Origin of the sequence: Spirulina subsalsa PCC 9445, assembly GCF_000314005.1 — a bacterium.
GTDB lineage: Bacteria > Cyanobacteriota > Cyanobacteriia > Cyanobacteriales > Spirulinaceae > Spirulina_A > Spirulina_A subsalsa.
On sequence record NZ_JH980292.1, the window covers coordinates 19,671 to 41,265 of the forward strand.

General features: G+C 47.8%; 26 protein-coding genes and 1 pseudogene. 13 read left to right on the forward strand and 14 right to left on the reverse strand.

Annotated elements, in window-relative coordinates:
• Positions 1-17: 17 nt before the first annotated feature.
• From SPI9445_RS0100550 to SPI9445_RS0100560, 3 genes are all read right to left on the reverse strand, one after another.
• Complete coding sequence (locus SPI9445_RS0100550) at positions 18-926, reverse strand: AAA family ATPase (RefSeq protein ID WP_026079430.1); 909 nt, start codon at positions 924-926, stop codon at positions 18-20.
• 321 nt (positions 927-1,247) lie between these two features.
• Entirely contained in the window at positions 1,248-2,270 is a 1,023-nt protein-coding gene (locus SPI9445_RS23745) for a bifunctional riboflavin kinase/FAD synthetase (RefSeq protein WP_052646613.1), read from the reverse strand.
• Between the two features lie 3 nt (positions 2,271-2,273).
• Positions 2,274-3,176 (reverse strand): MBL fold metallo-hydrolase, encoded by a 903-nt coding sequence (locus tag SPI9445_RS0100560; protein WP_017302761.1) that lies wholly within the window; start codon positions 3,174-3,176, stop codon positions 2,274-2,276.
• A gap of 43 nt (positions 3,177-3,219) precedes the next feature.
• Between SPI9445_RS0100560 and SPI9445_RS30215 the strand changes: the two genes are divergently transcribed.
• On the forward strand, positions 3,220-3,369 hold the full coding sequence (locus tag SPI9445_RS30215) for a hypothetical protein (RefSeq protein ID WP_017302762.1): 150 nt from the start codon (positions 3,220-3,222) through the stop codon (positions 3,367-3,369).
• A gap of 132 nt (positions 3,370-3,501) precedes the next feature.
• Here the strand turns inward: SPI9445_RS30215 and ccmS are convergent, their stop codons facing one another.
• On the reverse strand, positions 3,502-3,942 hold the full coding sequence (gene ccmS / locus SPI9445_RS0100570) for a beta-carboxysome assembly chaperone CcmS (protein ID WP_017302763.1): 441 nt from the start codon (positions 3,940-3,942) through the stop codon (positions 3,502-3,504).
• Between the two features lie 148 nt (positions 3,943-4,090).
• Between ccmS and SPI9445_RS0100575 the strand changes: the two genes are divergently transcribed.
• Complete coding sequence (locus SPI9445_RS0100575) at positions 4,091-4,579, forward strand: hypothetical protein (protein ID WP_017302764.1); 489 nt, start codon at positions 4,091-4,093, stop codon at positions 4,577-4,579.
• A 71-nt stretch (positions 4,580-4,650) separates the two neighbouring features.
• Here SPI9445_RS0100575 and rpe read toward each other — a convergent pair whose 3' ends face one another.
• The 3 genes and pseudogenes from rpe to SPI9445_RS23750 all read right to left on the reverse strand — a co-directional run bounded on the left by rpe (position 4,651) and on the right by SPI9445_RS23750 (position 6,399).
• Entirely contained in the window at positions 4,651-5,352 is a 702-nt protein-coding gene (gene rpe / locus SPI9445_RS0100580; RefSeq protein ID WP_017302765.1) for a ribulose-phosphate 3-epimerase, read from the reverse strand.
• A gap of 108 nt (positions 5,353-5,460) precedes the next feature.
• Positions 5,461-5,625, reverse strand: a pseudogene (locus SPI9445_RS31810) (transposase); the annotation flags it as partial.
• Between the two features lie 522 nt (positions 5,626-6,147).
• Positions 6,148-6,399 (reverse strand): hydroxyisourate hydrolase, encoded by a 252-nt coding sequence (locus tag SPI9445_RS23750; RefSeq protein ID WP_017302766.1) that lies wholly within the window; start codon positions 6,397-6,399, stop codon positions 6,148-6,150.
• A 130-nt stretch (positions 6,400-6,529) separates the two neighbouring features.
• On the opposite strand from SPI9445_RS23750, the gene SPI9445_RS27995 reads away from it, so the two are divergent.
• The 9 genes from SPI9445_RS27995 (at position 6,530) to SPI9445_RS0100635 (ending at position 14,855) form a co-directional block, all read left to right on the forward strand.
• Positions 6,530-6,697 (forward strand): DUF3285 domain-containing protein, encoded by a 168-nt coding sequence (locus tag SPI9445_RS27995; RefSeq protein WP_017302767.1) that lies wholly within the window; start codon positions 6,530-6,532, stop codon positions 6,695-6,697.
• A gap of 9 nt (positions 6,698-6,706) precedes the next feature.
• Positions 6,707-7,225 (forward strand): rRNA maturation RNase YbeY, encoded by a 519-nt coding sequence (gene ybeY / locus SPI9445_RS0100600; protein WP_017302768.1) that lies wholly within the window; start codon positions 6,707-6,709, stop codon positions 7,223-7,225.
• Between the two features lie 145 nt (positions 7,226-7,370).
• Positions 7,371-7,868, forward strand: a complete 498-nt coding sequence (locus SPI9445_RS0100605; RefSeq protein ID WP_017302769.1) for a diacylglycerol kinase family protein — start codon at positions 7,371-7,373, stop codon at positions 7,866-7,868.
• 12 nt (positions 7,869-7,880) lie between these two features.
• Positions 7,881-8,471 carry an anthranilate synthase component II gene (locus tag SPI9445_RS0100610; protein WP_017302770.1) on the forward strand — a complete coding sequence of 197 codons (591 nt, stop codon included), beginning with the start codon at positions 7,881-7,883 and terminating at the stop codon, positions 8,469-8,471.
• 127 nt (positions 8,472-8,598) lie between these two features.
• On the forward strand, positions 8,599-9,381 hold the full coding sequence (locus tag SPI9445_RS0100615; RefSeq protein ID WP_026079431.1) for an MBL fold metallo-hydrolase: 783 nt from the start codon (positions 8,599-8,601) through the stop codon (positions 9,379-9,381).
• A gap of 414 nt (positions 9,382-9,795) precedes the next feature.
• The gene (gene metG, locus SPI9445_RS0100620; RefSeq protein ID WP_017302772.1) at positions 9,796-11,403 is read left to right on the forward strand and encodes a methionine--tRNA ligase; all 1,608 of its coding nucleotides are present in this window, start codon (positions 9,796-9,798) and stop codon (positions 11,401-11,403) included.
• Between the two features lie 158 nt (positions 11,404-11,561).
• On the forward strand, positions 11,562-12,161 hold the full coding sequence (locus SPI9445_RS0100625) for a LabA-like NYN domain-containing protein (protein WP_017302773.1): 600 nt from the start codon (positions 11,562-11,564) through the stop codon (positions 12,159-12,161).
• Positions 12,154-13,314 carry an LPS export ABC transporter periplasmic protein LptC gene (gene lptC, locus SPI9445_RS0100630; RefSeq protein ID WP_017302774.1) on the forward strand — a complete coding sequence of 387 codons (1,161 nt, stop codon included), beginning with the start codon at positions 12,154-12,156 and terminating at the stop codon, positions 13,312-13,314. The genes SPI9445_RS0100625 and lptC overlap by 8 nt, the downstream gene beginning before the upstream one ends.
• A gap of 317 nt (positions 13,315-13,631) precedes the next feature.
• Positions 13,632-14,855 (forward strand): RNA-guided endonuclease InsQ/TnpB family protein, encoded by a 1,224-nt coding sequence (locus SPI9445_RS0100635; protein WP_017302775.1) that lies wholly within the window; start codon positions 13,632-13,634, stop codon positions 14,853-14,855.
• Between the two features lie 59 nt (positions 14,856-14,914).
• On the opposite strand, the gene SPI9445_RS0100640 is transcribed toward SPI9445_RS0100635, so the two are convergent.
• From SPI9445_RS0100640 to SPI9445_RS23760, 5 genes are read right to left on the reverse strand one after another with little or no spacing between them, the layout of a single operon-like run.
• A complete protein-coding gene (locus SPI9445_RS0100640; RefSeq protein WP_017302776.1) occupies positions 14,915-15,205 on the reverse strand; it encodes a DUF3288 family protein in 291 nt (96 codons plus the stop codon).
• Positions 15,202-16,359, reverse strand: a complete 1,158-nt coding sequence (locus SPI9445_RS23755) for a WD40 repeat domain-containing protein (protein WP_017302777.1) — start codon at positions 16,357-16,359, stop codon at positions 15,202-15,204. Before SPI9445_RS23755 ends, SPI9445_RS0100640 begins: the two co-directional genes overlap by 4 nt.
• Positions 16,356-16,808, reverse strand: coding sequence for a heavy metal-responsive transcriptional regulator (locus SPI9445_RS0100650; protein WP_017302778.1), 453 nt, complete (start codon positions 16,806-16,808; stop codon positions 16,356-16,358). The genes SPI9445_RS23755 and SPI9445_RS0100650 overlap by 4 nt, the downstream gene beginning before the upstream one ends.
• Entirely contained in the window at positions 16,805-17,893 is a 1,089-nt protein-coding gene (locus SPI9445_RS0100655) for a hypothetical protein (RefSeq protein WP_017302779.1), read from the reverse strand. Before SPI9445_RS0100655 ends, SPI9445_RS0100650 begins: the two co-directional genes overlap by 4 nt.
• A 20-nt stretch (positions 17,894-17,913) precedes the next feature.
• Positions 17,914-18,135, reverse strand: coding sequence for a hypothetical protein (locus tag SPI9445_RS23760; protein ID WP_017302780.1), 222 nt, complete (start codon positions 18,133-18,135; stop codon positions 17,914-17,916).
• Positions 18,136-18,285: 150 nt separating this feature from the next.
• Between SPI9445_RS23760 and SPI9445_RS0100665 the strand changes: the two genes are divergently transcribed.
• Entirely contained in the window at positions 18,286-19,131 is an 846-nt protein-coding gene (locus SPI9445_RS0100665) for an ABC transporter permease subunit (RefSeq protein WP_017302781.1), read from the forward strand.
• A gap of 147 nt (positions 19,132-19,278) precedes the next feature.
• On the opposite strand, the gene SPI9445_RS0100670 is transcribed toward SPI9445_RS0100665, so the two are convergent.
• Together SPI9445_RS0100670 and SPI9445_RS0100675 are read right to left on the reverse strand one after the other, a co-directional pair.
• Complete coding sequence (locus SPI9445_RS0100670) at positions 19,279-19,569, reverse strand: hypothetical protein (RefSeq protein ID WP_017302782.1); 291 nt, start codon at positions 19,567-19,569, stop codon at positions 19,279-19,281.
• 56 nt (positions 19,570-19,625) lie between these two features.
• Positions 19,626-20,225 (reverse strand): MiaE family protein, encoded by a 600-nt coding sequence (locus tag SPI9445_RS0100675; RefSeq protein ID WP_017302783.1) that lies wholly within the window; start codon positions 20,223-20,225, stop codon positions 19,626-19,628.
• A 626-nt stretch (positions 20,226-20,851) separates the two neighbouring features.
• Here SPI9445_RS0100675 and SPI9445_RS0100680 point away from each other — a divergent pair.
• A complete protein-coding gene (locus SPI9445_RS0100680) occupies positions 20,852-21,595 on the forward strand; it encodes a metallophosphoesterase family protein (protein WP_017302784.1) in 744 nt (247 codons plus the stop codon).

A 21,595-nucleotide genomic window follows, 5' to 3' on the forward strand; every position in this document is an offset into this window, starting at 1 on the left:
GTCTGGTAAAGGTTCAGTTATTCCACGGGGATGGTGCGTAATAATCGTTCTACGATAGTACGGCCTTGTTTGCCACCTGCGGGAATCAGACGATGGGCAAGGACATGAGGTGCCAAGAATTTCACATCGTCGGGGGTGGCGTAGTCTCGTTGATTGAGTAACGCATAAGCTTGGGTGGCTTTTTGTAGGGCAACACTGCCACGAGGACTCACACCAAGCACAATTTCTTCATCACTCCTGGAGGCGCGAACGAGGTTGAGAATATATTGTTGGAGTTCTGGGGCGACGCGCACTTGTTGGGCTTGTTTTTGTAGGCTTAAGACTTCTTCAAGGGAAATACAGGGTTCAAGGGAGTCTACGCTGATGTTCTCTTGCTGACGCTGTAACATCAGTAATTCCTCGCTTTCGGAAGGATAGCCCAAGGTGAGGGAGAGGGTAAAGCGATCCATTTGGGCTTCGGGGAGGGGGAAGGTGCCTTGGTATTCAATGGGATTCTGGGTGGCAATGACGAAGAAGGGCTGGGGAACTTTGCGCGCTTGTCCGTCTACGGTGACTTGGTGTTCTTCCATGACTTCGAGTAGGGCGGACTGGGTGCGGGGGGTGGCGCGGTTGATTTCGTCGGCGAGGAGGACGTTGGCAAAGGCGGGGCCGGGGAGAAATTCAAATTCTCGACTGCTGGGATTCCAGATGTTGGTTCCGGTGATGTCGGTGGGCAGGAGATCGGGGGTGCATTGAATGCGCTGGAATTTGCCGTTCACGGAACGGGCGAGGGATTTGGCGAGGAGGGTTTTTCCGACTCCGGGGACATCTTCGAGGAGGGCGTGTCCGCCACTAATGAGGGCGACGAGAACAAGGCGTATGGCGCTGTCTTTGCCTACAATGGTCCGTGCGAGGTTGTCGGTGAGTTTGGAGATGCGATCGCTCATAAAGTCTAATGACAGGGGGTTCACGAGGGAGGTAGACATACAAATCAAGGGGTAGATGCTAATTTTCCTGTAGCTACAGCCCAATCTTAGCGGTTTCCTTACATTTCGTGCAGGGATTGGGGATTTAACAAAAATGTTGCGGAATTCCCCTTCCTCGCTTGCAGGGACCGGATGGACTTGACCACTAACTCCCAAAGCGAAAACCAAGCTAAAAAGGGCTGTGTTGCAAGAGAAAATTTGGGTCTTAGGAACTAGGACTTCTGCCTGGGGAGGGAAGATAAGACTCGCTATACTTCGGTATGGAAAGCACTTCCCATTGAATCAGGAAGCTCCATCCTCGCGCCTAGGCAGGGTGGGGTAGTTCACCAGTTGTCTTGTGGTTAAACAATCTTGGGCAATTTGTTGTTTTAATTCATCGAGGGAGGCGAATTTCTGTTCCGGTCGCAGAAATTGTTCTAGGGTGATGGTCAGGGTTTGACCGTAGAGATCCCCAGACCAGTCTAGGAGATGAATTTCTAGGGTGGTTTGGGGGGTATTATCAACGGTGGGACGACAGCCTAGGTTCATTACGCCAATTTGGGGGGAGGTGGCGGGTAGGGTGTCGTTGTTGGTCCACACACGGACGCTATAGACTCCATGACGGGGGAGGAGTTTGTCGTCGCTCACTTCTAAGTTGGCGGTGGGGAAGCCAATAGTACGCCCCAGTTGTTGCCCGGTGACGACGGTTCCGGTGATGCTGTAGGAACGCCCTAGGAGGGTATTGGCGCGGGAGATGTCGCCGTTAATTAAAGCTTGACGAATTTGGGAACTACTAATGCGTTCGGTTTCCAGACGATGGAGGGGGGTGATTCGGACTTCACAACCGAATTTTTGCGCGATCGCCTTTAAATCCTCCACCGTTCCCGCCCGCTTATGACCAAAGCGGAAATCAGCCCCCACAGAAATCCGGGTGGCTTGCAGTTGATCAATCAACAAATGCTCTACAAACTCTTGGGGACTCAGGGCGGCTAAGTTCTGATCAAAGGGCAATAAGACCAGTTGCTCAACCCCTAACCGTTCCAAAATTTGGGCTTTTTCCGGTAAGGGAGTTAACAGTTGGCGTTTTTGGCCACTAAAAAATTCTTGGGGGTGGGGTTTAAATGTGACCACCGTGGGGTAAATATGGGCGCTGGATCGTTCTTGTCCCGTGAGCAGGTGGGAACGAACAATCACCCGATCTGAGTCAAAAACCGGGTCTAAAATTGGGCGCACAACCTTCTGATGCCCTCGGTGAATGCCGTCAAAGTTGCCGAGCGCGATCGCAGTTGGGGTTAAAACAGTAGTCGGAGATGATGTAATCCACACGCTTTACATTTTGACACAATTCGACCCACTCGGGGGTTCAATTTTGTGATGACCGACGGCCATTAAATCAATGGACTGTTTTTCCTTCGCCACAAAAGCCCCCGGATAGGCCGCGCTCACCTGCTCATGGACTTGATCCAAAAAGTCATCATTGTGTAGGGGATCATGATGGAAAATCGCCAATTGCTTGACCTTAGCCGCTTTAGCCACCTTAACCGCTTCTTGCCAAGTCGAATGACCCCAACTCACCTTACTGCTAGTTTTGGAGTGATATTCCTCATCCGTATAGGTGGCATCGTAAATCAACAAATCCGCGTTGTGGGCGAGGTGTAAGACATTTTCATCTAAATGATCGGGAAAATGCTCTGTATCCGTCACATAGGCCGCGCTAAACCCTTGCCAACTGACCCGATACCCCACCGCTTCGCCGGGGTGGTTCAGTTTAGCATTCTCAATGGTCACATCATCTAGCTGCAACACTTCCCCCACTTCCAAATCATAAAACTGTAAATTCGCCTGCATAATTTGCAAGGGAACAGGAAAATTAGGGTGCAGCATTTGGTCATTGTGCCGTTGCCGAATCGTCGCCCCATTGGGAGCAACAGTGCCGTAAATATGGAATTGATTCCCCGGAATAAAGGCCGGGGTAAAAAAGGGAAACCCTTGAATATGATCCCAGTGCGTATGGGTGAAGAACATATAAGCTTCAATGGGCATCTGAGATAGCAGGGACTGTCCCAACACTCTTAACCCTGTTCCCCCGTCAAAAATCAGGTTTTTGTCCCCCACTTCCATGGCGATACAAGGGGTATTTCCCCCATAGCGTACTGTTTCCGCACCGGGACAGGGAATGCTTCCCCGCACGCCCCAAAATGTAATCTTAAACTGTTGGTTTGGTTTAGACATCGGCATTTACAAAACAAGATAGGCGTTGCTCACTCATCCCCTGATGGAAAAGCAAGCGGGTGTTTTTAGCTTGCCTGAGCGCGATCGCGAAGCGTCTCGTCTTGCGATTCCCGCGAAGCGTCCCGCCTTGCGAGAATCGCGCAAACAATCACTGATTCTATTTCCCTCTTTTCTAGCAACTCAACAGGAATAAAGCGCATCGGGAAGAATTTTCAGCCGTTTAACCATCCTCAACCAACATTAGCGACTCTGGAAGGCTTGACATTTCTAGATTAACAAAGGACAGGGGGGATTTTAGCGAATGGATTCAAGACAGACGGTGACGTTAATCACATTCAATGGGGAAGAGTTCAGCTAACCGCTCTTCTAGTAAGGGTAACAAAGACTCCGGCTCTTGGTTTACTTGCTCGAAACACAGAGGAGGAGCAGGGTCAGGGGCAAAGTAAATCAGTTTGATTTGCCCGCGACCAATCCCGAGCATCAGCACCTCAGCATCGGGTTTATACCCGTCGATTAATCCCAGAATTTCTTGTAAATGGTTGCCCACTTTTTCGTTGAGGGTGACGAGGGCGCTTTTCGTAAAGGAAACAAAGTGGGGGCGAGGGCGTAAGTCAATGCCAAAAATCGTTTCGGGATCTTGATGTTCTTGCCACAGCCCCCAAGCGAGTGCAGCTAGTTCTCTTTGGTGGGTTTCAGCGAAATAGTCTAACTGTTGTCGCCATGCCTGTTCTTCTGGAGGGGTTTGAGGGGTGCCAAAGTTAAACATTTGGGGTTGAGGTAGGGTGTTCTCAATCCATTATCGGGTATCGGGGAAAACTTGGCACGGCGGGGGATCTCCTGTAGCCACGCTTCGGGTTTGAGCTTAAAATGAGAGCAAGACAAGCTACTACCCACGAGGTCAACCGTTAGCAATTATGCGTAAAATACAAGCTTTTTTAACAATTCTTTGCACCGTCTTATTAGTTTGGGGAACAACGGCCTGTGGGGGGTCTGTAGAGGCGATCGCACCCCAAGCCCCTACACCCATCCCATCCGAGTTAGGCATTGAACAAATCCTAGACAATCCAGCCCCAGCAGAAGTTACCAGTCCCGTTGAAGCCCTCAGCGAAGAAATCGCCCCCAGTGAAGAGCTAGAAGCAACCGAACAACCCACCCCAGAAGAAACCCTCGAAGAAATCGCCCCCAGTGAAGAGCTAGAAGCAACCGAACAACCCACCCCAGAAGAAACCCTCGAAGAAATCGCCCCCAGTGAAGAGCTAGAAGCAACCGAACAACCCACCCCAGAGGAACCCCTCGAAGAAATCGCCCCCAGTGAAGAGCTAGAAGCAACCGAACAACCCACCCCAGAGGAAATCCTCAGCCCCGAGGTAGAAAGTTCCGAACCTTCCACCCCAGAAGAGTGAGACAATCCCGAGCCGATCAAATCGGGTTTAAGAATTACCCCTATAACCCGATTTGATCTCAACCCGAAAACCTACGCCGTCACTAACTCAGGCGCATTGGCCGGACGCTTGCTATTGCGAATCCCCTCAATTGCTGCGGCATAGTCAGGCGCACCGAAGACCGCAGAACCCGCTACAATCGCATTAGCTCCCGCCTCAATCACCTGCCAACTATTGCTAGGTTTTAGACCCCCATCCACTTCAATCCAAGGATCTAACCCCCGTTCGTCACACATTTGACGCAGTTTTTGAATTTTGGGGACAACATTGGGAATAAAGCTTTGACCGCCAAAACCGGGGTTAACACTCATAATCAAAATGAGGTCACACACCTCTAAAACGTACTCAATCAACTCCAAAGGAGTAGAGGGATTGAGAACGACCCCCGCCTGTTTGCCCAGTTCACGGATTTGGCCGAGGGTGCGGTGGAGGTGAGGAGAAGCGTTGTGTTCAGCGTGAACCGAGATAATATCCGCCCCGGCCTTGGCAAAGTCTTCAACATACTTCTCCGGTTCCACAATCATTAAATGGACATCAAGGGGCTTGTCGGTAATGGGACGAATGGCCTTAACGATCAGAGGCCCAATGGTGATGTTGGGGACGAAGCGACCATCCATGACATCAACATGAATCCAGTCTGCTCCAGCTTGGTCAACAGCTTTGATGTCTTCTCCAAGACGGCTAAAATCGGCGGACAAAATGGAAGGGGCGATAACAATGGGTTTGTTGCTCATGGTGTGGTGGTTCTCCGTACCTATATGGGATATGCGGTTTTTGAGTAATCTTTAGTGACATCCTCCCGACACCGACCCTACGGGTACGGTGCGGGCTTCCCCATATCACTATGAGGCTTTCCTGCTTCTACGGGAGGCTCTAGACGTCTTTTTAGGGACATCCCCGATCACCTCTTCCTCTACAGGCAGCTTGACCCCCAGTCCGAGGGCTGCAAGTCCACGCTGCTCGACTATCATCGCCGCAGCAACTTCCCTATCCGTTACAAACCCACATAGTTGAGGTTTAACACGAATAGTAGCTTATTGACCTGAACCTATTCTACAATATGTAGGGCTTGCTGAATAAGTCCGAGAGTTGGGGAATCGGGAGTCGGGAATAGGCAATCGTGCCAGTTTTAGATGATTTGTTCCCTGTTAAGAGTTCCCTGTTCCCTTGTTGAGCCTAGCATAGGCGTGTTATTCAGCAGACCCTATGTAGGGATAAATCGTCACTCGCTAGTAAATGATTGTTTGTTAATTTTCGGGGCATCGAACCCCTCAATTAACCGTCTTTCATCCCGACACTGACATTTGCTACGCGAAGCGTCACGAAGTGAACGCGAACGTACAGTGCGGGGCTTCCCGACGATTAGCTAAAAACTTAACATTTTCTGTCCCCATTCTCGGGGAATTTGGGATTCTCCTCCGTTAAGTTAACACCAATGGCAAGCATTGCGCCCCTACACCGATTCCCGACTCCCGACTCCCGACTCCCGACTCCCGACTCCCGATTCCCTATTCCCTATTCCCCGTTCCCTATTCCCCGTTTGAGTTTTCGCTAAACTCACTAAAATAATCCCCGACAAAAAAGACCAACTCATACACCCCGCGCTTTAACGCTTCATCCTCTAACAAGGGGCTGTCTGTCCGTCCATCGGTGTTGGTGAGGACGGTTTTCAGGTGTTTTTTAGCTCCCTTCTCTTCCAGTCGCCATACTTCAATCTTCATGCCCTCCGCAGGTAAACCATGAGCAATGTCTAAGACGTGGGTTGTCAGTTTGCCAACCATGATCAATCCTTCCCCTCCGAATTACCGGATTTCCTTCCTCTTCCATAGCTTACAATCTTGTACGGTTTCCACCTTTGCAACAAACTGTTACATTAATTAAAACAATTCTAGATTTGATGGTCTCAAGCCCATGACTGAATCCCCTTCCTCTCCGGCTACTGCTGAACCCCAAGCGAGTTACGTTAAACTGGCCATGCGCAATATGGTTAAGAAGCGCGGCACGTCTTTAAAGCACTTTTTCCTCTCTACGGTTGGTCTTTTAGCGTTGTTGGTGGGTTTAGCCTATCTCACGCGCTAGGGGGAAATCATGGCGGAAATGGAATCTTTGCCTGTGGTGACACTGTACCTTGAAGATCATTTTTTTGGCGATTCAAACCCGAGTCCTATTGAGTCCCAACGGTGGCAAAGTTGGTTTGCGCGTTGGTTAAAAGATTTGGGGGGTAAACTCCCGGAGGCTGTGGGGTATGAGTTAAGTTTGCGTTTAACGGGCGATCGCGCTATCCAAACCTTTAACGCCCAATATCGCCAAAAAGACCAACCGACAGACGTTCTCGCCTTTGCCGCCCTCGAAAGTGAATTCCCCTACTCCTCCCCCCTAGACTCAGAACCCCTGTATCTGGGGGATCTGATCATCTCTGTAGAAACCGCCCAACGCCAAGCCCAACAACAATCCCATCCCCTGACCACTGAACTGGTCTGGTTAGCCAGTCATGGGTTTCTGCATTTGCTGGGCTGGGATCATCCTGATGAAGAGAGTCTACTGAGAATGTTATCTCAACAAAAAAAATGCTTAGAAAAGGTCGGTTTTGTCATCACTGATCTATAAAGTAAGCAAAGCAGTGTTAGAACTATGGTAACTCAACCACAGAAAACTAGCTTTCTCCACTCCAACCTACTCCCCGATCAAGTTACCATTCCCGCTTGTATCCTGCTTAAGCTTCTTCCCCGACTTTCTACTGGACTTAGTGACCATGAAAATTGACCAACATCTAACAGCCCCAAGTGACGTTTCTCCCTCTCTGCCCTCCCTCTTTGGTTCAAACTCTCCCTTACTGGTGAAGAACTCCTCAAAACCTAATCGCGGACTCGCTTGGCAAGTTGCGCCCAACCTCTGGCTGAGTTTCCGCTATGCTTGGGCTGGAGTGCGTTATGCTTACACCACCCAGCGCAATTTTCGGATTCATACCGTCATTGGTGCATTAGCCGTTAGTTTAGGCATTGGACTGCGTGTGACCAACGTAGAAATGGCTGTGGTGGGCTTAACTTGTGCCTTAGTCTTGGTCTTAGAACTCCTCAACACCGCTTTAGAATCTGTAGTTGACCTAACGGTACAGAAGTCGTACCATGAACTGGCGAAAATTGCCAAAGATTGCGCGGCGGGTGCAGTCTTGATTTCTGCTTTAACGGCGGTTTTTGTGGCCAGTTGGATTCTGTTACCCCCCTTACTGACCCTGATTCGTTCGCTCTAAGGAGTCCTTTCATTGCTGCTCGTTATTGATAACTACGATAGTTTTACCTATAATTTGGTGCAATACCTCGGGGAATTAGCCTCAGAATTTCCCGTTGCCCAAAAAATTCAAGTCTACCGCAACGACCAAATTGATTTAGACCAGATTCGGCAACTCGATCCCGATGGCATTGTTATTTCCCCGGGTCCGGGTCGTCCAGAAGATGCAGGGATTTCTCAGGCTATTATTGAGGAATTGGGGGTCAGTACCCCCATTCTCGGGGTTTGTTTAGGCCATCAGAGTATTGGTCAGGTCTTTGGCGGTCAAGTGGTTTTAGCTCCGATTTTAATGCACGGTAAAACTTCGGCAATTCAACATGATAATCTAGGGGTGTTCCAAGGGCTACCAAATCCCTTTGAAGCCACTCGCTACCATAGTTTAGTAGTGGACAAATCCAGCCTTCCCAAGGTCTTGGAAGTAACGGCATGGGTGGAAGATGGAACGATTATGGGACTCCGGCATCGGGATTATCCCCATATTCAGGGGGTGCAATTCCATCCTGAAAGTATTCTAACCACCGAGGGGAAACAACTGCTCCGTAATTTTTTAAAAGACTTGGGTTAAAAACAGGAAATCCGGTTCTTGTGGAACAATTGCTCAATAGAGTGCGACAGTATAGCCCATATTTTTCTTCGCCTCTCTTTTTCCATTGGCGCATATAAACTTAGCAGAACAAACAAGCGAAATAATGATGAAACGGCGACAGTTGATCCGTTATGCTGGGGCCAGTGTTTTAACGGCGGCCAGTATAATTGGAATGTCCTCACGGCATGGCGTACAAGCCCAAAGTAACAATCCCACCCCTAATAATCTAACGGTGCGATGGTTCGGTCACACCTGTTTTCTGTTTACGGGGGAAGGTCTGCGGATTTTAGTCAATCCCTTTCGGTCGATTGGCTGCACGGCTGGGTATCCTCCCCCGGCTGTTCCAGCGGATTTAGTGTTAATTAGTAGCCAACTGTTTGATGAGGGGGCGGCGGAAATTGTTCCCAATAATCCTTTAGTGTTTTTTGAAGCGGGATCGTTTCAGTTTCGAGGACGCAATATTCAGGGAATTGCGATCGCCCATGATCGAGAAGGTGGCCGACGTTTCGGGACAAATGTCACCTGGAGTTGGACGCAAGGAGGTATTAGAATCCTCCATTTAGGCGGGGCAGCGGCTCCCATTGAGATTGAACAACAGATTCTCATGGGTCGTCCAGATTTGCTCCTCGTCCCCGTGGGAGGCGGACCCAAAGCCTACAATGCTCAAGAAGCCTTACGCGCTATCCAGACTTTACAGCCTAAACTGGTCATTCCCACCCATTACCGCACCAGCGCGGCCGATGAAAGCACCTGTGACATTAGTCCTTTGAGTGAGTTCCTCCAAGTCGCCAGTGCCTACCCCGTGTCTCAAGTGGGAAGCAATACCCTACAATTATCTCCCAGCAATCTACCCGCCTCGGGGACAGCTATCCGGGTCATGAGTAGTTAGGGTTTGTTGAGAAGGTCTGGTGGTGGGAGTAGGGAATAGGGGGAGTTGGGAGTCGGGAATCGGGCAACCTTAACAAGTTAAGCTTGTGTGCATTTTGTCGAGTCGTAGGGTGCGTCACAAGGAATAACTTGGGTAACAACCGAATCACTAAAGTCCTGACGCACCATCTTTCACTGGGAAAACACTATTGATGGGGTATCCAATTTTTGGACACAACCGCATTTTCCCTATTACCTATTCCCTATTCCCTCTCCCCTGCCCCCCTGTTCCCTGTTCCCTATTTTAAACTTTAGGGAAAAAAACGAAAATTTGTCAACAAAAACACTAGAATGGAGTAAGTCTCAAATCCTTAACCCTTATTAGACCTTTAAACCTGATCTGAGCTAACGCATCTTAGACCGTAACACCAAAGAAATGAGTCCTCAAAATCCGAATCTGCCGCCATTTTCCTTAACAACACCCCTTTATTATGTGAATGATGTTCCCCATATTGGGAGTGCTTATACTACGATGGTGGCCGATGCAGTGGCTCGTTTTTATCGTCTGCGGGGCTATTCGGTTCTGATGATTACCGGAACGGATGAGCATGGTCAAAAGATCCAACGCACGGCAGAAGAAAAGGGCGTTCCTCCTCAAAAACATTGTGATGACATTGTTCAAAGTTTTACTGAACTTTGGCAAAAACTGAATATCCACCATGACCGCTTTAGTCGGACAACAGCCGACAAACATGAAAAAATTGTTAAGGAATTTTTTACCCGAGTTTGGGACAATGGCGATATTTATTTAGCTCAACAAAAGGGCTGGTATTGTGTCTCCTGTGAAGAATTTAAGGAAGAACGGGAACTCTTAGAGGGGGGGTATTGTGCCATCCACCCCAATAAAAAGGCAGAATGGCGGGATGAGGAGAATTATTTTTTCCGCCTCTCGAAGTATCAGGAAAAGTTAGAAACGCTGTATCAGGAGCAACCGGACTTTATTCAACCGATGAGTCGTCGGAATGAGGTTTTGAGCTTTGTGCAACAGGGTTTACAGGATTTCTCGATTTCCCGGATTAACGTAGAGTGGGGGTTTCGGGTTCCCACGGACCCCAAACATACGATTTATGTATGGTTTGATGCCTTACTGGGCTATATGACAGCCCTGCTTGATCCGGATGATGAACCCACGGTAGAGAATGCTTTAAAAAATTGGTGGCCGATTAATTTACATCTGATTGGCAAAGATATTTTGCGGTTTCATGCAGTCTATTGGCCGGCGATGTTGATGGCGGCCGGGGTGACTCCCCCGAAACAGGTATTCGGTCATGGGTTTTTGACGAAAGATGGGCGAAAAATGGGAAAAAGTTTGGGGAATACCCTTGATCCCATTGACCTCATAGACCGTTATGGTGCAGATGCTGTTCGTTATTATTTCCTTAAGGAAATTGAGTTAGGGCAGGATGGGGACTTTAATGAAACTCGCTTTGTCAATATTTTGAATGCGGATCTGGCCAATGATTTGGGGAATTTACTCAATCGAACGCTGGGGATGGTCAAGAAATATTGTCAGGGACAAGTTCCTAATCTGGATCTGGCTGGATTGCCCGCCGATTGGAGTTTGAAGCAGGTGGGAGAAGATTTAGGCGATCGCGTTGTAGTCGCTTACGAGGCCTTAAACTTTAGCCAAGTGTGTGAACTGGTGTTATCCCTCATCCGTGCTGGGAATAAATTCATTGATGAACAAGCCCCTTGGAGCTTATACAAACAAAAAAAACAGACTGAAGTTGAACAAGTTTTGTATGCTGTCCTAGAATCAGTTAGACTTTCTGCTTACTTGCTCACTCCCATTATTCCAAAATTAAGTAGCAAGGTATACAAACAACTCGGTTTTGATCTTGATTTAGATACCCAAAGCAAAACAACCCATGATCACAATTCAGAACGGTTTGCCGACCATAGTCAATGGGGTTATCTACCACCCGGTCAAATGTTAAGTCAAGCCCAGCCCATTTTTGCTAAATTGGAACTTCCGAGTGAGTGAATGTCGTCAAAATAGGCAGACTTCCCAACCCAAGTAGGGGATAAGATAGACCCAATTTGTCCCGCAGGAGTGCGATCGCCTGCTCCCTTTTTCCTGATAAGAAAAACCAATCGAACCTATTTTCAAAACTTTTTAATAAACACAAGGAATCAAAAATGATGTTAGGAGATAACTTTGGAGATGACCCGGTTTTCCCACCTGAACAGGTCTTAGAAAACCGAGGGCGAGTTGCTATTTTTATTGATGGCTCAAACTTGTTCTATGCTGCCCTACAATTGGGCCTAGAAATCGACTATACCAAACTGCTTTACCGTTTAACCGCCGGATCTCGTTTGTTGCGAGCCTTCTTTTATACCGGGGTAGATCGCACCAACGAGAAGCAACAAGGGTTTTTACTCTGGATGCGGCGCAATGGCTACCGGGTGATTGCCAAGGACTTAGTGCAATTACCCGACGGCTCGAAAAAAGCCAACTTAGATGTAGAAATAGCCGTCGATATGATGGCACTGGTTCACTCCTACGATACAGCCGTATTAGTGAGTGGGGATGGAGACTTAGCCTATGCCGTCGATGCGGTGAGTTATCGGGGAGCGCGGGTGGAAGTGGTGAGCTTACGTTCCATGACCAGTGATAGCTTAATCAATGTAGCAGACCGTTATATTGATTTAGACCAAATCAAGGAGGACATTCAAAAAAACCCAAAACATGAGAGCAACTACCGAGGCTTTTCTGGAATTCGCATTTTAAACGATGAATAAGCATCCTTCTTGGTGGACTCGTCAAGGGGTATTGTGGGGGCTACTCCTCCTCACCGCTTGTCAACCTGCCTCAAACTCAGCAGATGCCCCCCCCACGGACACCCCACCCCCGGCCGTGGTGGAGGAACGCCTAGTCTTGCGTAATGTCACCTTAGAAAATTCGAGCGATGAGGGCGAGGCAATTTGGAAAATTAACGCTCAAGAGGCAATTTATACCCAAGACCAGAAAAACGCTCAACTCAAGGATATTACGGGGAATTTCTTCCAAGATGGCGAGGTTATTATTCAAATGAGCGCCGAAGCGGGAGAAATTCGCCTAGAGGAAGATGGGGAGAAAATCTTTTTACGGGGCAAAATTGTAGCGACAGATCCTCGGAATGGGTTAATTATGCGGGCGAAAGAATTAGACTGGTTTCCCCAAGAGGATCGCTTGTTCGTCCGGGAGGAGTTAACGGGGAGTCATCCTGAACTAGAGATGTCGGGCAGGGAAGGGGTGTATTTTAGTCGAGAACAACGGATTGAGGTGACGGGGGAGGTGATTGCGACGGGAACCAATAATCCGTTTCAATTACGCACTGAGCAGGTGAAGTGGGATATTGAAAAGCAGCTACTCACCAGCGAAACTCCTTTAGAGGTGGATCGTTACGACGAGAGCAAAAAAAATGTGACCGATCGGGTGGTGGCCGAGCGGGGTAAATTTGACTTGAAACAGCAACTGGTGACACTGGAGCAGAATATTGAGTTAAATTCTGTAGATCCTCCGGTGCAGATTGCTAGTAATTCGGCGGTGTGGAATTTGATTTTGCGCACGGTGCTGAGTGATCAACCGTTGCGTTTAATTCATCATGCCGAACAGGTGACAGTTACGGCGAATCAGGGTTTTGTCAATTTGGAGGAAAATTATTCTCGTTTGGAAGGGGGGGTGAGAGCGAGGAGTGAGAAACAAAAATCGGATCTTTTTGCCGATCGGGTGCGTTGGGATGTGGTGACGCAGGAGGTACAAGGTCAAGGAAATGTCACCTATAAGCAGGAGGCCGATCCCCCCTTACATCTGACGGGATCCAGTGCTTTGGGGAAACTCAATGAGCAGAATGTGGTGATTAATAGCGATCGCTCTTCTCGCGTTGTTACCACGATTATTCCCCCCAACTAGGGGATCGGCGGGGTTTGAAACTGTAACGTAATTGTTGGACAGAGTTACCCATTGCTCCTCAAAAATGGGTAGCTTTTGTTTTGCCGTCAGATTTGGAGACATCACTTAAGTAGTCGGACATTTTGGCAGGGGGACTAATTTTCGTAAACATACTAGAAGCCCTTGTGGCACAATAATAACTGGATAGCTGTTCGGGGCGCTCGCCCTCGCCCTGATCTACGTTTTGGTTGATTAGAAATTTTTAACCAGCCGGATTGACCCGTTTAATTATACTCATATATTAGGGTCAAAGTGAAACATTTGAGAGGTCGAGTCAAATGCAGTTAGTTGAGAAGCATATAATTAACCGACAGCATAAATTTTGGCAGGAATGCGACTATTTAGCATGGCAATCCAAAAATCTTTATAACTCGGCTAATTATGTCCAGCGTCAATACTTCTTTGCAACTAGAAAGTACTATAACTCGATTGATATTTACCACCAGACGAAGAACTTAGAAGCTTATGGCTACCTACCAACGAAGGTTAGTAAACAGATTGTCCGTCGAGTGGCAGAAGCTTGGAAAGCGTGGTGGAGAGCGTTAAAAGATTGGTCTAGGCATCCTGAAAAATATTTAGGTAAGCCGAAAATCCCAGGATACAAGCATAAAGAACGTGGTAGAAATGTGGTGATTTATCCCAAGGATGCGCTCTCCTCTCCACTGCTATATCAAGGGATTGTCAAGCTATCTCAGACTAATATTGAGTTGACCACCGAGGCGAATAATATAAACCAAGTACGAATAGTTCCTAAACTTGACCACTATGTAATTGAGATTGTTTACACGGTTAGCGAGCCAGATAAATTGGATGGTAAATATCTAGCTGGTGTAGACTTGGGTTTAAACAATTTGGTGGCTATAACATCCAATCATCCCGGTATTAGACCGCTGTTGATTAATGGTAGACCCTTGAAAAGTATTAACCAATTCTTCAATAAAAGAGTAGCAAAAGCCCAATCAATCAAGGCTTATCGTCAGGTAAAAAAGCTAAACAGCAAGCGAGATAGAAGGATTGACAACTACCTTCATACTGTGAGTCGGCGTGTTATTGATTGGTGCCAATTAAATGAGATTGGTCAATTAATCATCGGGAAAAATCAACGATGGAAACAATCTCTGAATATTGGGAAAAAGAATAATCAAGAATTTACCAATATTCCTCATGCCAAACTGATTAACTTATTGACCTACAAAGCAAAATTAGCGGGGATTGAAGTCGTTTTAACTGAAGAAAGCTACACATCTAAAGCCAGTGCTTTAAATGGCGATTATTTGCCGAATATCCAGGCTAAAACAGAAGCGAAAGTTGTGTTTAATGGTAAGCGTGTTAAACGTGGTTTGTACTTGACTTCCACTGGTAGAATCATCAACGCTGATATCAATGGAAGCATGAATATAGCAAGAAAAGTAATTCCCGATGCTTTTGAGGGAATAGAGGGATTGCCGTTTATTCCTGTAGTTTTAGACCTTTGGACTAAAATTACCAACGTAGCTGTCTAACATTGTCTACCTTTGGGTAACTTTGTCCAGATTTTTACGAGCGGTTAACCATCAAGTCACTAACTCCAATCCTGTATATCTTCCCCACTCTTAGTTCTGCGGTAAATTTGCCCCTGTTGGTGAATGGCACGGGTGAGGGTGAATAATTCCTCGACTGTCAGATTCCATTGGGCGAGAATATCTTGTAAATCCCGTTGAATTTGTCGAGCGCCGGGGAAGTTCTCATAACGAATACACAGACGGGCTAGCTCCACTAGATTGTAGTCGCTGCGTCCTTCTTGGGCGATAGTTTCTAAAATGGCGCGATCGCGATTTTCTTGGGGATGTTGTTGATCAAGACCTTGAGTCATGGTTTCGGGGGGATCACATTCTGGAGTTCGTCCTGAGTAGGTAGTGCCTCATCCTCATAGGGCAGTAACAAAGGAGTCCTCACCGGGGGAGGAGTGGAGGGTGTGGGGGGAGGTTCAGGGGGTAGAGCCACCGTCCACACCTTAATTAACTTATCATAGCCCCCCGTAGCTAACTGACGGCCATCCCGACTAAAGGCAATCGTTCCCACCCAGTCCCGATGTCCCACCAAATGATTGACCAACTCCCCCGTCTCCAAATCCCAAAGCCGCACCCCATCAAGGCTAGAACTCGCGGCTAGGGTGCCTTCGGGGTGAATGGCGATCGCAGAAATTCCCCCTTGATGACCCGGCAAACTATGCAATAAATTCCCCGTCGTCACATCCCACACCCGCACCATCTGATCCTGTCCCCCCGTCACCAACTTAGATCCATCAGATGTAAACCCCAAACTCGTCACCTGTGCCGTATGAGCCGGAAAGCTTCCCATCTGTTCCCCCGTGCGTAAATTCCAGAACCGCACCTCCCCCTGTCCCCCACCACTGGCCAAAATATAACCATTGGGATGGACTTGTAGCGCATAGGCCGCCTGAAAGCGCACCAACGTATAAAGCGGGCGTTTCGTCATCAAATCCCAGACCCGAATTCCATCAAGTCCCCCACTAACTAACACCCGACTATCGGGAGTTACCGCCAAAGCAAGAACATTAGTCCTATGGTCTAACACAATCCGCTCATAGTCCCCCCGTCGTTCATCCCACTGCCAGAAATTAATCCCCGAATCATCCCCCCCACTGATTAAATACTGACCATTAGGACTAAAAACCAAACTTAAAACCCGCATTCGTTGAGCGCGCACATCATCCACTTGTCGTTCCCTCGGGAGCCACCACACCCGAATATGGGAATCATTCAAACTTCCCCCACTAATCAACATCTGACCATCCAGATTAAAAGTCAGGGAAGAAACCGGGGCATTGTGACCCCTTAAAACCCTTGTCACTTCCGCATTCTGCCAGAGCATGACCGCCGAGGACTGGTCAGCGCGAGCATTTTCCCGGACGACGGAGCGAGTTTGTGCGAGAGTTTCGGGGACATGACCACCCAGATTGACAAAAAATAGGGTGAGGGGAATCAACGCAAGGGCAAATCTCATGGGTTCTCAAGATTAGGGCAAATCGTTTGTTCAAGGTGAGGGTGAGGAGGTTGGTCTTGCCAACCTAAGAGAATCCCCTGAAGTTCTGTTTTCAGCAATTCTAGGGCGGCTATTTGCTGATTAATGCTGTCTAGTTTAGCCAACAAACGATCCTTAACGACACCACAGGGTAATTTTCCTTGATCATGAACGTCCAGAATCTCCCGAATGGAGCCTAAGCTTAACCCCAAGGACTTGGCTCGTCGAATGAAAGCGAGGCGATTAAAAATGGTGGGATAGAACAAGCGATAGCCATTTTTAGACCGTTGGACGACTGGGGTTAAAAGGCCTTGGTCTTCATAGTAGCGAATCGTTTTCACCGATAAACCACTTTTTTGGGCAACTTGACCAATTTTTAGTAAGGTTTTGGTCGATGTTCGGGAACGTTGCTGGCTTTGAAGGTTGCTCATTTTTCAGCCGGCCCCAAATAGTCCACCACCTTCTGAGCAATAGTTTCCGTGCCATTCGTGGCTAAAGGGGTTGAACTTTTCGGGGGAATTAACGGTTGGCGGAGAAAGTCCCAAGTCCGTTGGAAAAACTCATCAGAATCAATAATTTGATGAAAAGCATATTTTTGTAAACCTTCCATTAATAACTGAGACTCCGCAAATCCGGTGCGGGTAATGGTAGCGATCGGTGTTCCCACACATAAGGCCTCAGAAAAGGTACTATAACCGGGTTTGGATACCACCCGCCCACACAGGGGCATAAAATCCACCGGACGGTATTGATGATCTGTCACCTTAACAATATTGTCCCAATCCGGGGCCTTTTCATCAAAGGTGATAAATTGCCAGTCGGGAAAGTCTTGTAAGTTGGGGTAGGGAATGGCTTGTAGCCCTAGCCCACCAAAAGAGAGTAGAATAGTGCGATCGCGAGGTTGAACCAAGTGGAAAATCTCGCGAATGGTTTCGGGGGTGTAGCGGGTTTTGCCTCCCGTGAGGCCGACATCCGTGATGTGACTAAAGGCCGACATAGATTCATGGAACGGGAGACGAAAAAGGCGATCGCATTGACTGTAACAATCCCGCATCCAATCCGCAATCTGCTTAAACTCTCCCCCCCAATCCCGATAAATATAATCCCAGCCGAAATTACTCATCATCCAACAAGGCACCCCCGCCATCTTAGCAATAGGAGCCGCCAAAGGGGGAACATCTGCCAACACCAACCCCACCCGATTAGTACGGATAAAATCCACCTCCCCAGCAATAATCCGGTGTTGGGAGTCCTGAATTTCCCGCAGTTTCGCTAACGTCGCCTCCCGATCCATGGTCAAACTATCCGACTGAATCACCCCCACATCCAAACCCCGTACACGCTGGATAAAATCCCCGTGAATATAGGACGCAAGAAGCCAATGGGGAGCCGTCGTCACCAAAATCAGCAAAATATCCCGATTCAGCCGTTGAATCGCCCCTGCCACAGAAGCGGCACGCACCGCATGACCAAAACCGTGATTCGTGATTGCAATATAAAGAGTAGGTCGCGTCATTCCAATATGATTTGCTAAGACTATTTAGGCCGCTTAAAATAAAACACCTGTGAGTTTTTCTCCAACCCGGTTGAGACAGAGACTAACTCCCAACCGTGTTCTCCCAAATAGTTTAAAGTTTGTACGACAGATTTTCCCTGTAAAACTTTCACTAACTCCTGATCCTCAGCTTCCACCGTAATCCTCAGAGGAGTCAAGGGAAAGATAGTTTCTTGAATGACCAGATATTCCCATTTTTGCATTGGATTTCCGCTCAAAATTGAGTAGCGCAGTTGACCCACACCTGTCCGATCATCAATTATCAACGATTTGCCGCAACCGGATCAATGGTTTTTGCGGGGTGTCAAAAGCTGCTATAGAATGGGATGCGCAACCCTTACCCTAGCCGCCCTATGTCCCTTGCTCTGTTCTGGATTGAAGTACAGAAACTCCTGAAACGCCGTCTGTTCCTGATTTTATTGGGTTTAATCTTGGGGCTAGAGTTGCTGCTCTTTTTCGGTGGGGCGTTACTGTTTAATGTCTTAGGAGATCCCCCCCTGCAAGAGATGCTCAAAGCCAGTTTAACCTTCCCCAGTGGCTTATCCCTTGGTCTTGCCCTTTCTAGCAATTTAGGGGGCTTATTTCTCCTCATCCTAGGGGCCGACGTGGTGAATTCAGAATATCAATGGCGCACCGTACACCTCTATCTCAGTCAGGGGATTAGTCGGCTCATGCTGGTCAGCATCCGGCTTTTGGCCTTAATTGTCCCGGCGCTGTTGTTTGTCTTTGCCCCTCTCCTGTTGGCGGTTGTCTCTACGCTGATTTTAACGCCCCTTTTGGGCGGATCTTTTGATCTCGCCGCGATTCAGTGGGGGAGTTTCTGGGTGAATGTTGCCCGCACCGTCCTTTATTTGGTGCCGTTTAGTACCTTGGCTTTTATGCTAGGGGTTCTGACTCGTTCTATGGCGGTGACGATTATTCTCTGCTTGCTCTATGTGTTTATCACAGAACCTGTCCTTAAGAGTATGGGGGATTTTTTCGGTCAGAATTTAGGAGCCATTACCCCCTATTTACCCTTTCAGTTAACCAATGCGCTGTTAAGCCAAGGGGGAGAAGGTGTCACGATGGCTCCTGATGGGAGTATTATCCCAGTGATGGCACTCGATCCCAATATTGCAGGCTTTGGGGTGTTGGTCTGGATTGGGGTTTTTTGGCTGATCTCCCTTGTGGTGTTGCTGCGGCAGGATTTAACGACTTAACCAACATTCTAGGGATAATTCTAAGCTGCTTGTCATTTAAACGACATTGCTAGAAACCGTGAAAACCGCTTTCTGTTAAAGTCTTGGTCATGGAGAACATCTCTTTTAAATGCTGAACAGCTTAGGAAATATCTAATCATTCACAGCTTAATATCGTTGGTCAATGGGTATTGCTCTAACTTGAACAATATATTCAATCAGTTGTTTCGCCTTTTCCTGAAACACAACAGAATCCAGTTCACTCAGTTGCCAAAACTCTAAATAGTGTTGAGGATCTTCTTGAAGTTGTGCTAAAAAATCCTCAATTCCAAACAAGTAGGCATCTTCATCTGAGAACTGGATGGCTAGCGCACATAGATTGAGACGCAATTGCGGTGTGATGTCTCCCGCCCTTTCGATGATTACATGGGCTTTTTCCGTCAAATCGTTTGTGTCCATTCTTTCAATTTACTATTTCACTAGCTGGGGTCTGCTGAATGTTGTTCTAACCGTTTCTAACTGTGAATTCTCGGTTCTGGGTGTAGGGTGGCTAGAATTTGGCTTTCTGCCTCCGCTAACTCTTCTAAACGAGCCATCACGACGGGGCGTTCAAAGTAATGATCGGCTAAAACCCAGTAAATGCCATAATGACGGGCTTCGGAAGCCATGAGGCCGTGATAAAAACGCGCCAGTTCAGGATCGGGACAATGTTGGGCGAGGAGTCCTAAACGCTCGTGAGAACGGGCTTCAATGAGGCTAGAGAGCAGGAGAAGGTCTAAACAGCGTTGGGGTTCATTATGTCGCGCTAGGGCTTTGAGGGCGGCACCGTAGGGGGGAGCGTTAAGGGGGGCTAGGGGGATGCCTCGCCGATCTAACCATTGATTGACCAGTTCAAAGTGTTCTAGTTCTTCTTGGGCGATCGCGGTCAGTTGACGAACTAACTTAGCATAGGAGGGATAGCGGAACATTAAATTTAAGGCCGCAGAGGCCGCTTTCCGCTCACAGTGGGAATGATCGAGGAGAATGATATCTAAATTCGCGATCGCCTGTTCAATCCATGCCTCTTGGGTAGGCCGTTGCAGGATCTTTATTTTCGGCACACCTGTTTCTAACATATAGCAATTATTACTGATCAGTTCTCAGTCCTTGATTCTCAATACTCTAAACCCGACCTTGACAGGAGGACAAAGTGCTTGACGGGTCAACCCTACCCTATACCTGTTATTCTCCCAAAAATTCCGGATTCCCAGAACCCAAAAACAAGTTAGATTAGAGAAATACAGTTAAAATTAACCCAAAACACGACCGGAAAATTACGGAGCGGGTTTGTTGTTAAAACTAATCTGCATCACGAAAGTGGGCTACCGGGTGATCCGGTTTCAACTTTGCTCAGTTGACCTCCCTCATGGTTGACCTCCCTCATGGTTGACCTCCCTCATGGTTGACCTCATTGAGACGAACACCCATTAAACAAATTCGCGAAAACTCAAAGAGGGAATTAAAGGGTAGAGTGCAGATTCTCCGAGATCATCTAAGTTGCTCTCCCAGTTTACAAAGCGAATACTGTCGGGCGGACAGAAATTCAAGCCCTCGGACAGACTACCCACTGTCTATTAGGTGAAAGCCTCCTAGATAAGGTAACTGGATGAACAGGGAATCCCTCGCTTTTAGTGATGGGAGCGTCAATCGTTAATTCTACTTGTCATTGTCCACTTGCCAACGGTTTTACAGAAGATTAATTATGCCACGTCGAATTTTTATTGGGGATGTTCATGGTCATTTCGATGCGTTGATGATGTTGTTTGAGGCGATCGCACCAGGAGAGAGGGATCAAGTCTATTTTGTCGGAGACTTAGTGGATCGCGGCCCCAAAAGCGCTCAAGTGGTTGACTTTGTGATGAATAGCCCCCATCAATCCATCCTAGGCAATCATGAACTGATGTTACTCGAAGCCGTCACCAATAGTCGAGCGCCTGAACATTTTCGCCAAGCGTGGCTATACAGTGGGGGACATTCCACCATCCAAAGTTATGGCAATAATGGCATCCCTTGGACTCATTTGGAGTGGATGCAAAGCTTACCCACTCATTTAGACCTGGGCGATATTTGGTTAGTCCATGCGGGAGTGGATCCGAAACTGCCCATCGAAAAACACACCTCGGAACAATTTTGCTGGATTCGTGAAGATTTCCACGGCATGGTTGAACCCTATTTTCCCGATAAATTAATCATTAGCGGTCATACCATTACTTTTACTATTCCCGGTGTGATGCCCGGTCGTTTAGCCCAAGGAGAAGGCTGGTTAGATATTGATACCGGGGCTTATCACCGTCAAAGTGGTTGGTTAACGGCTGTGGATATGACCGAGCGTAAAGTGTATCAGGTAAATACCAGACAGAAACGCCTCCGCATTTCCACTTTAGATGAACTCATTACTAATGTAAATCCGCAAAGGATTGCATCACGGCGAATGATGATGTCTTGA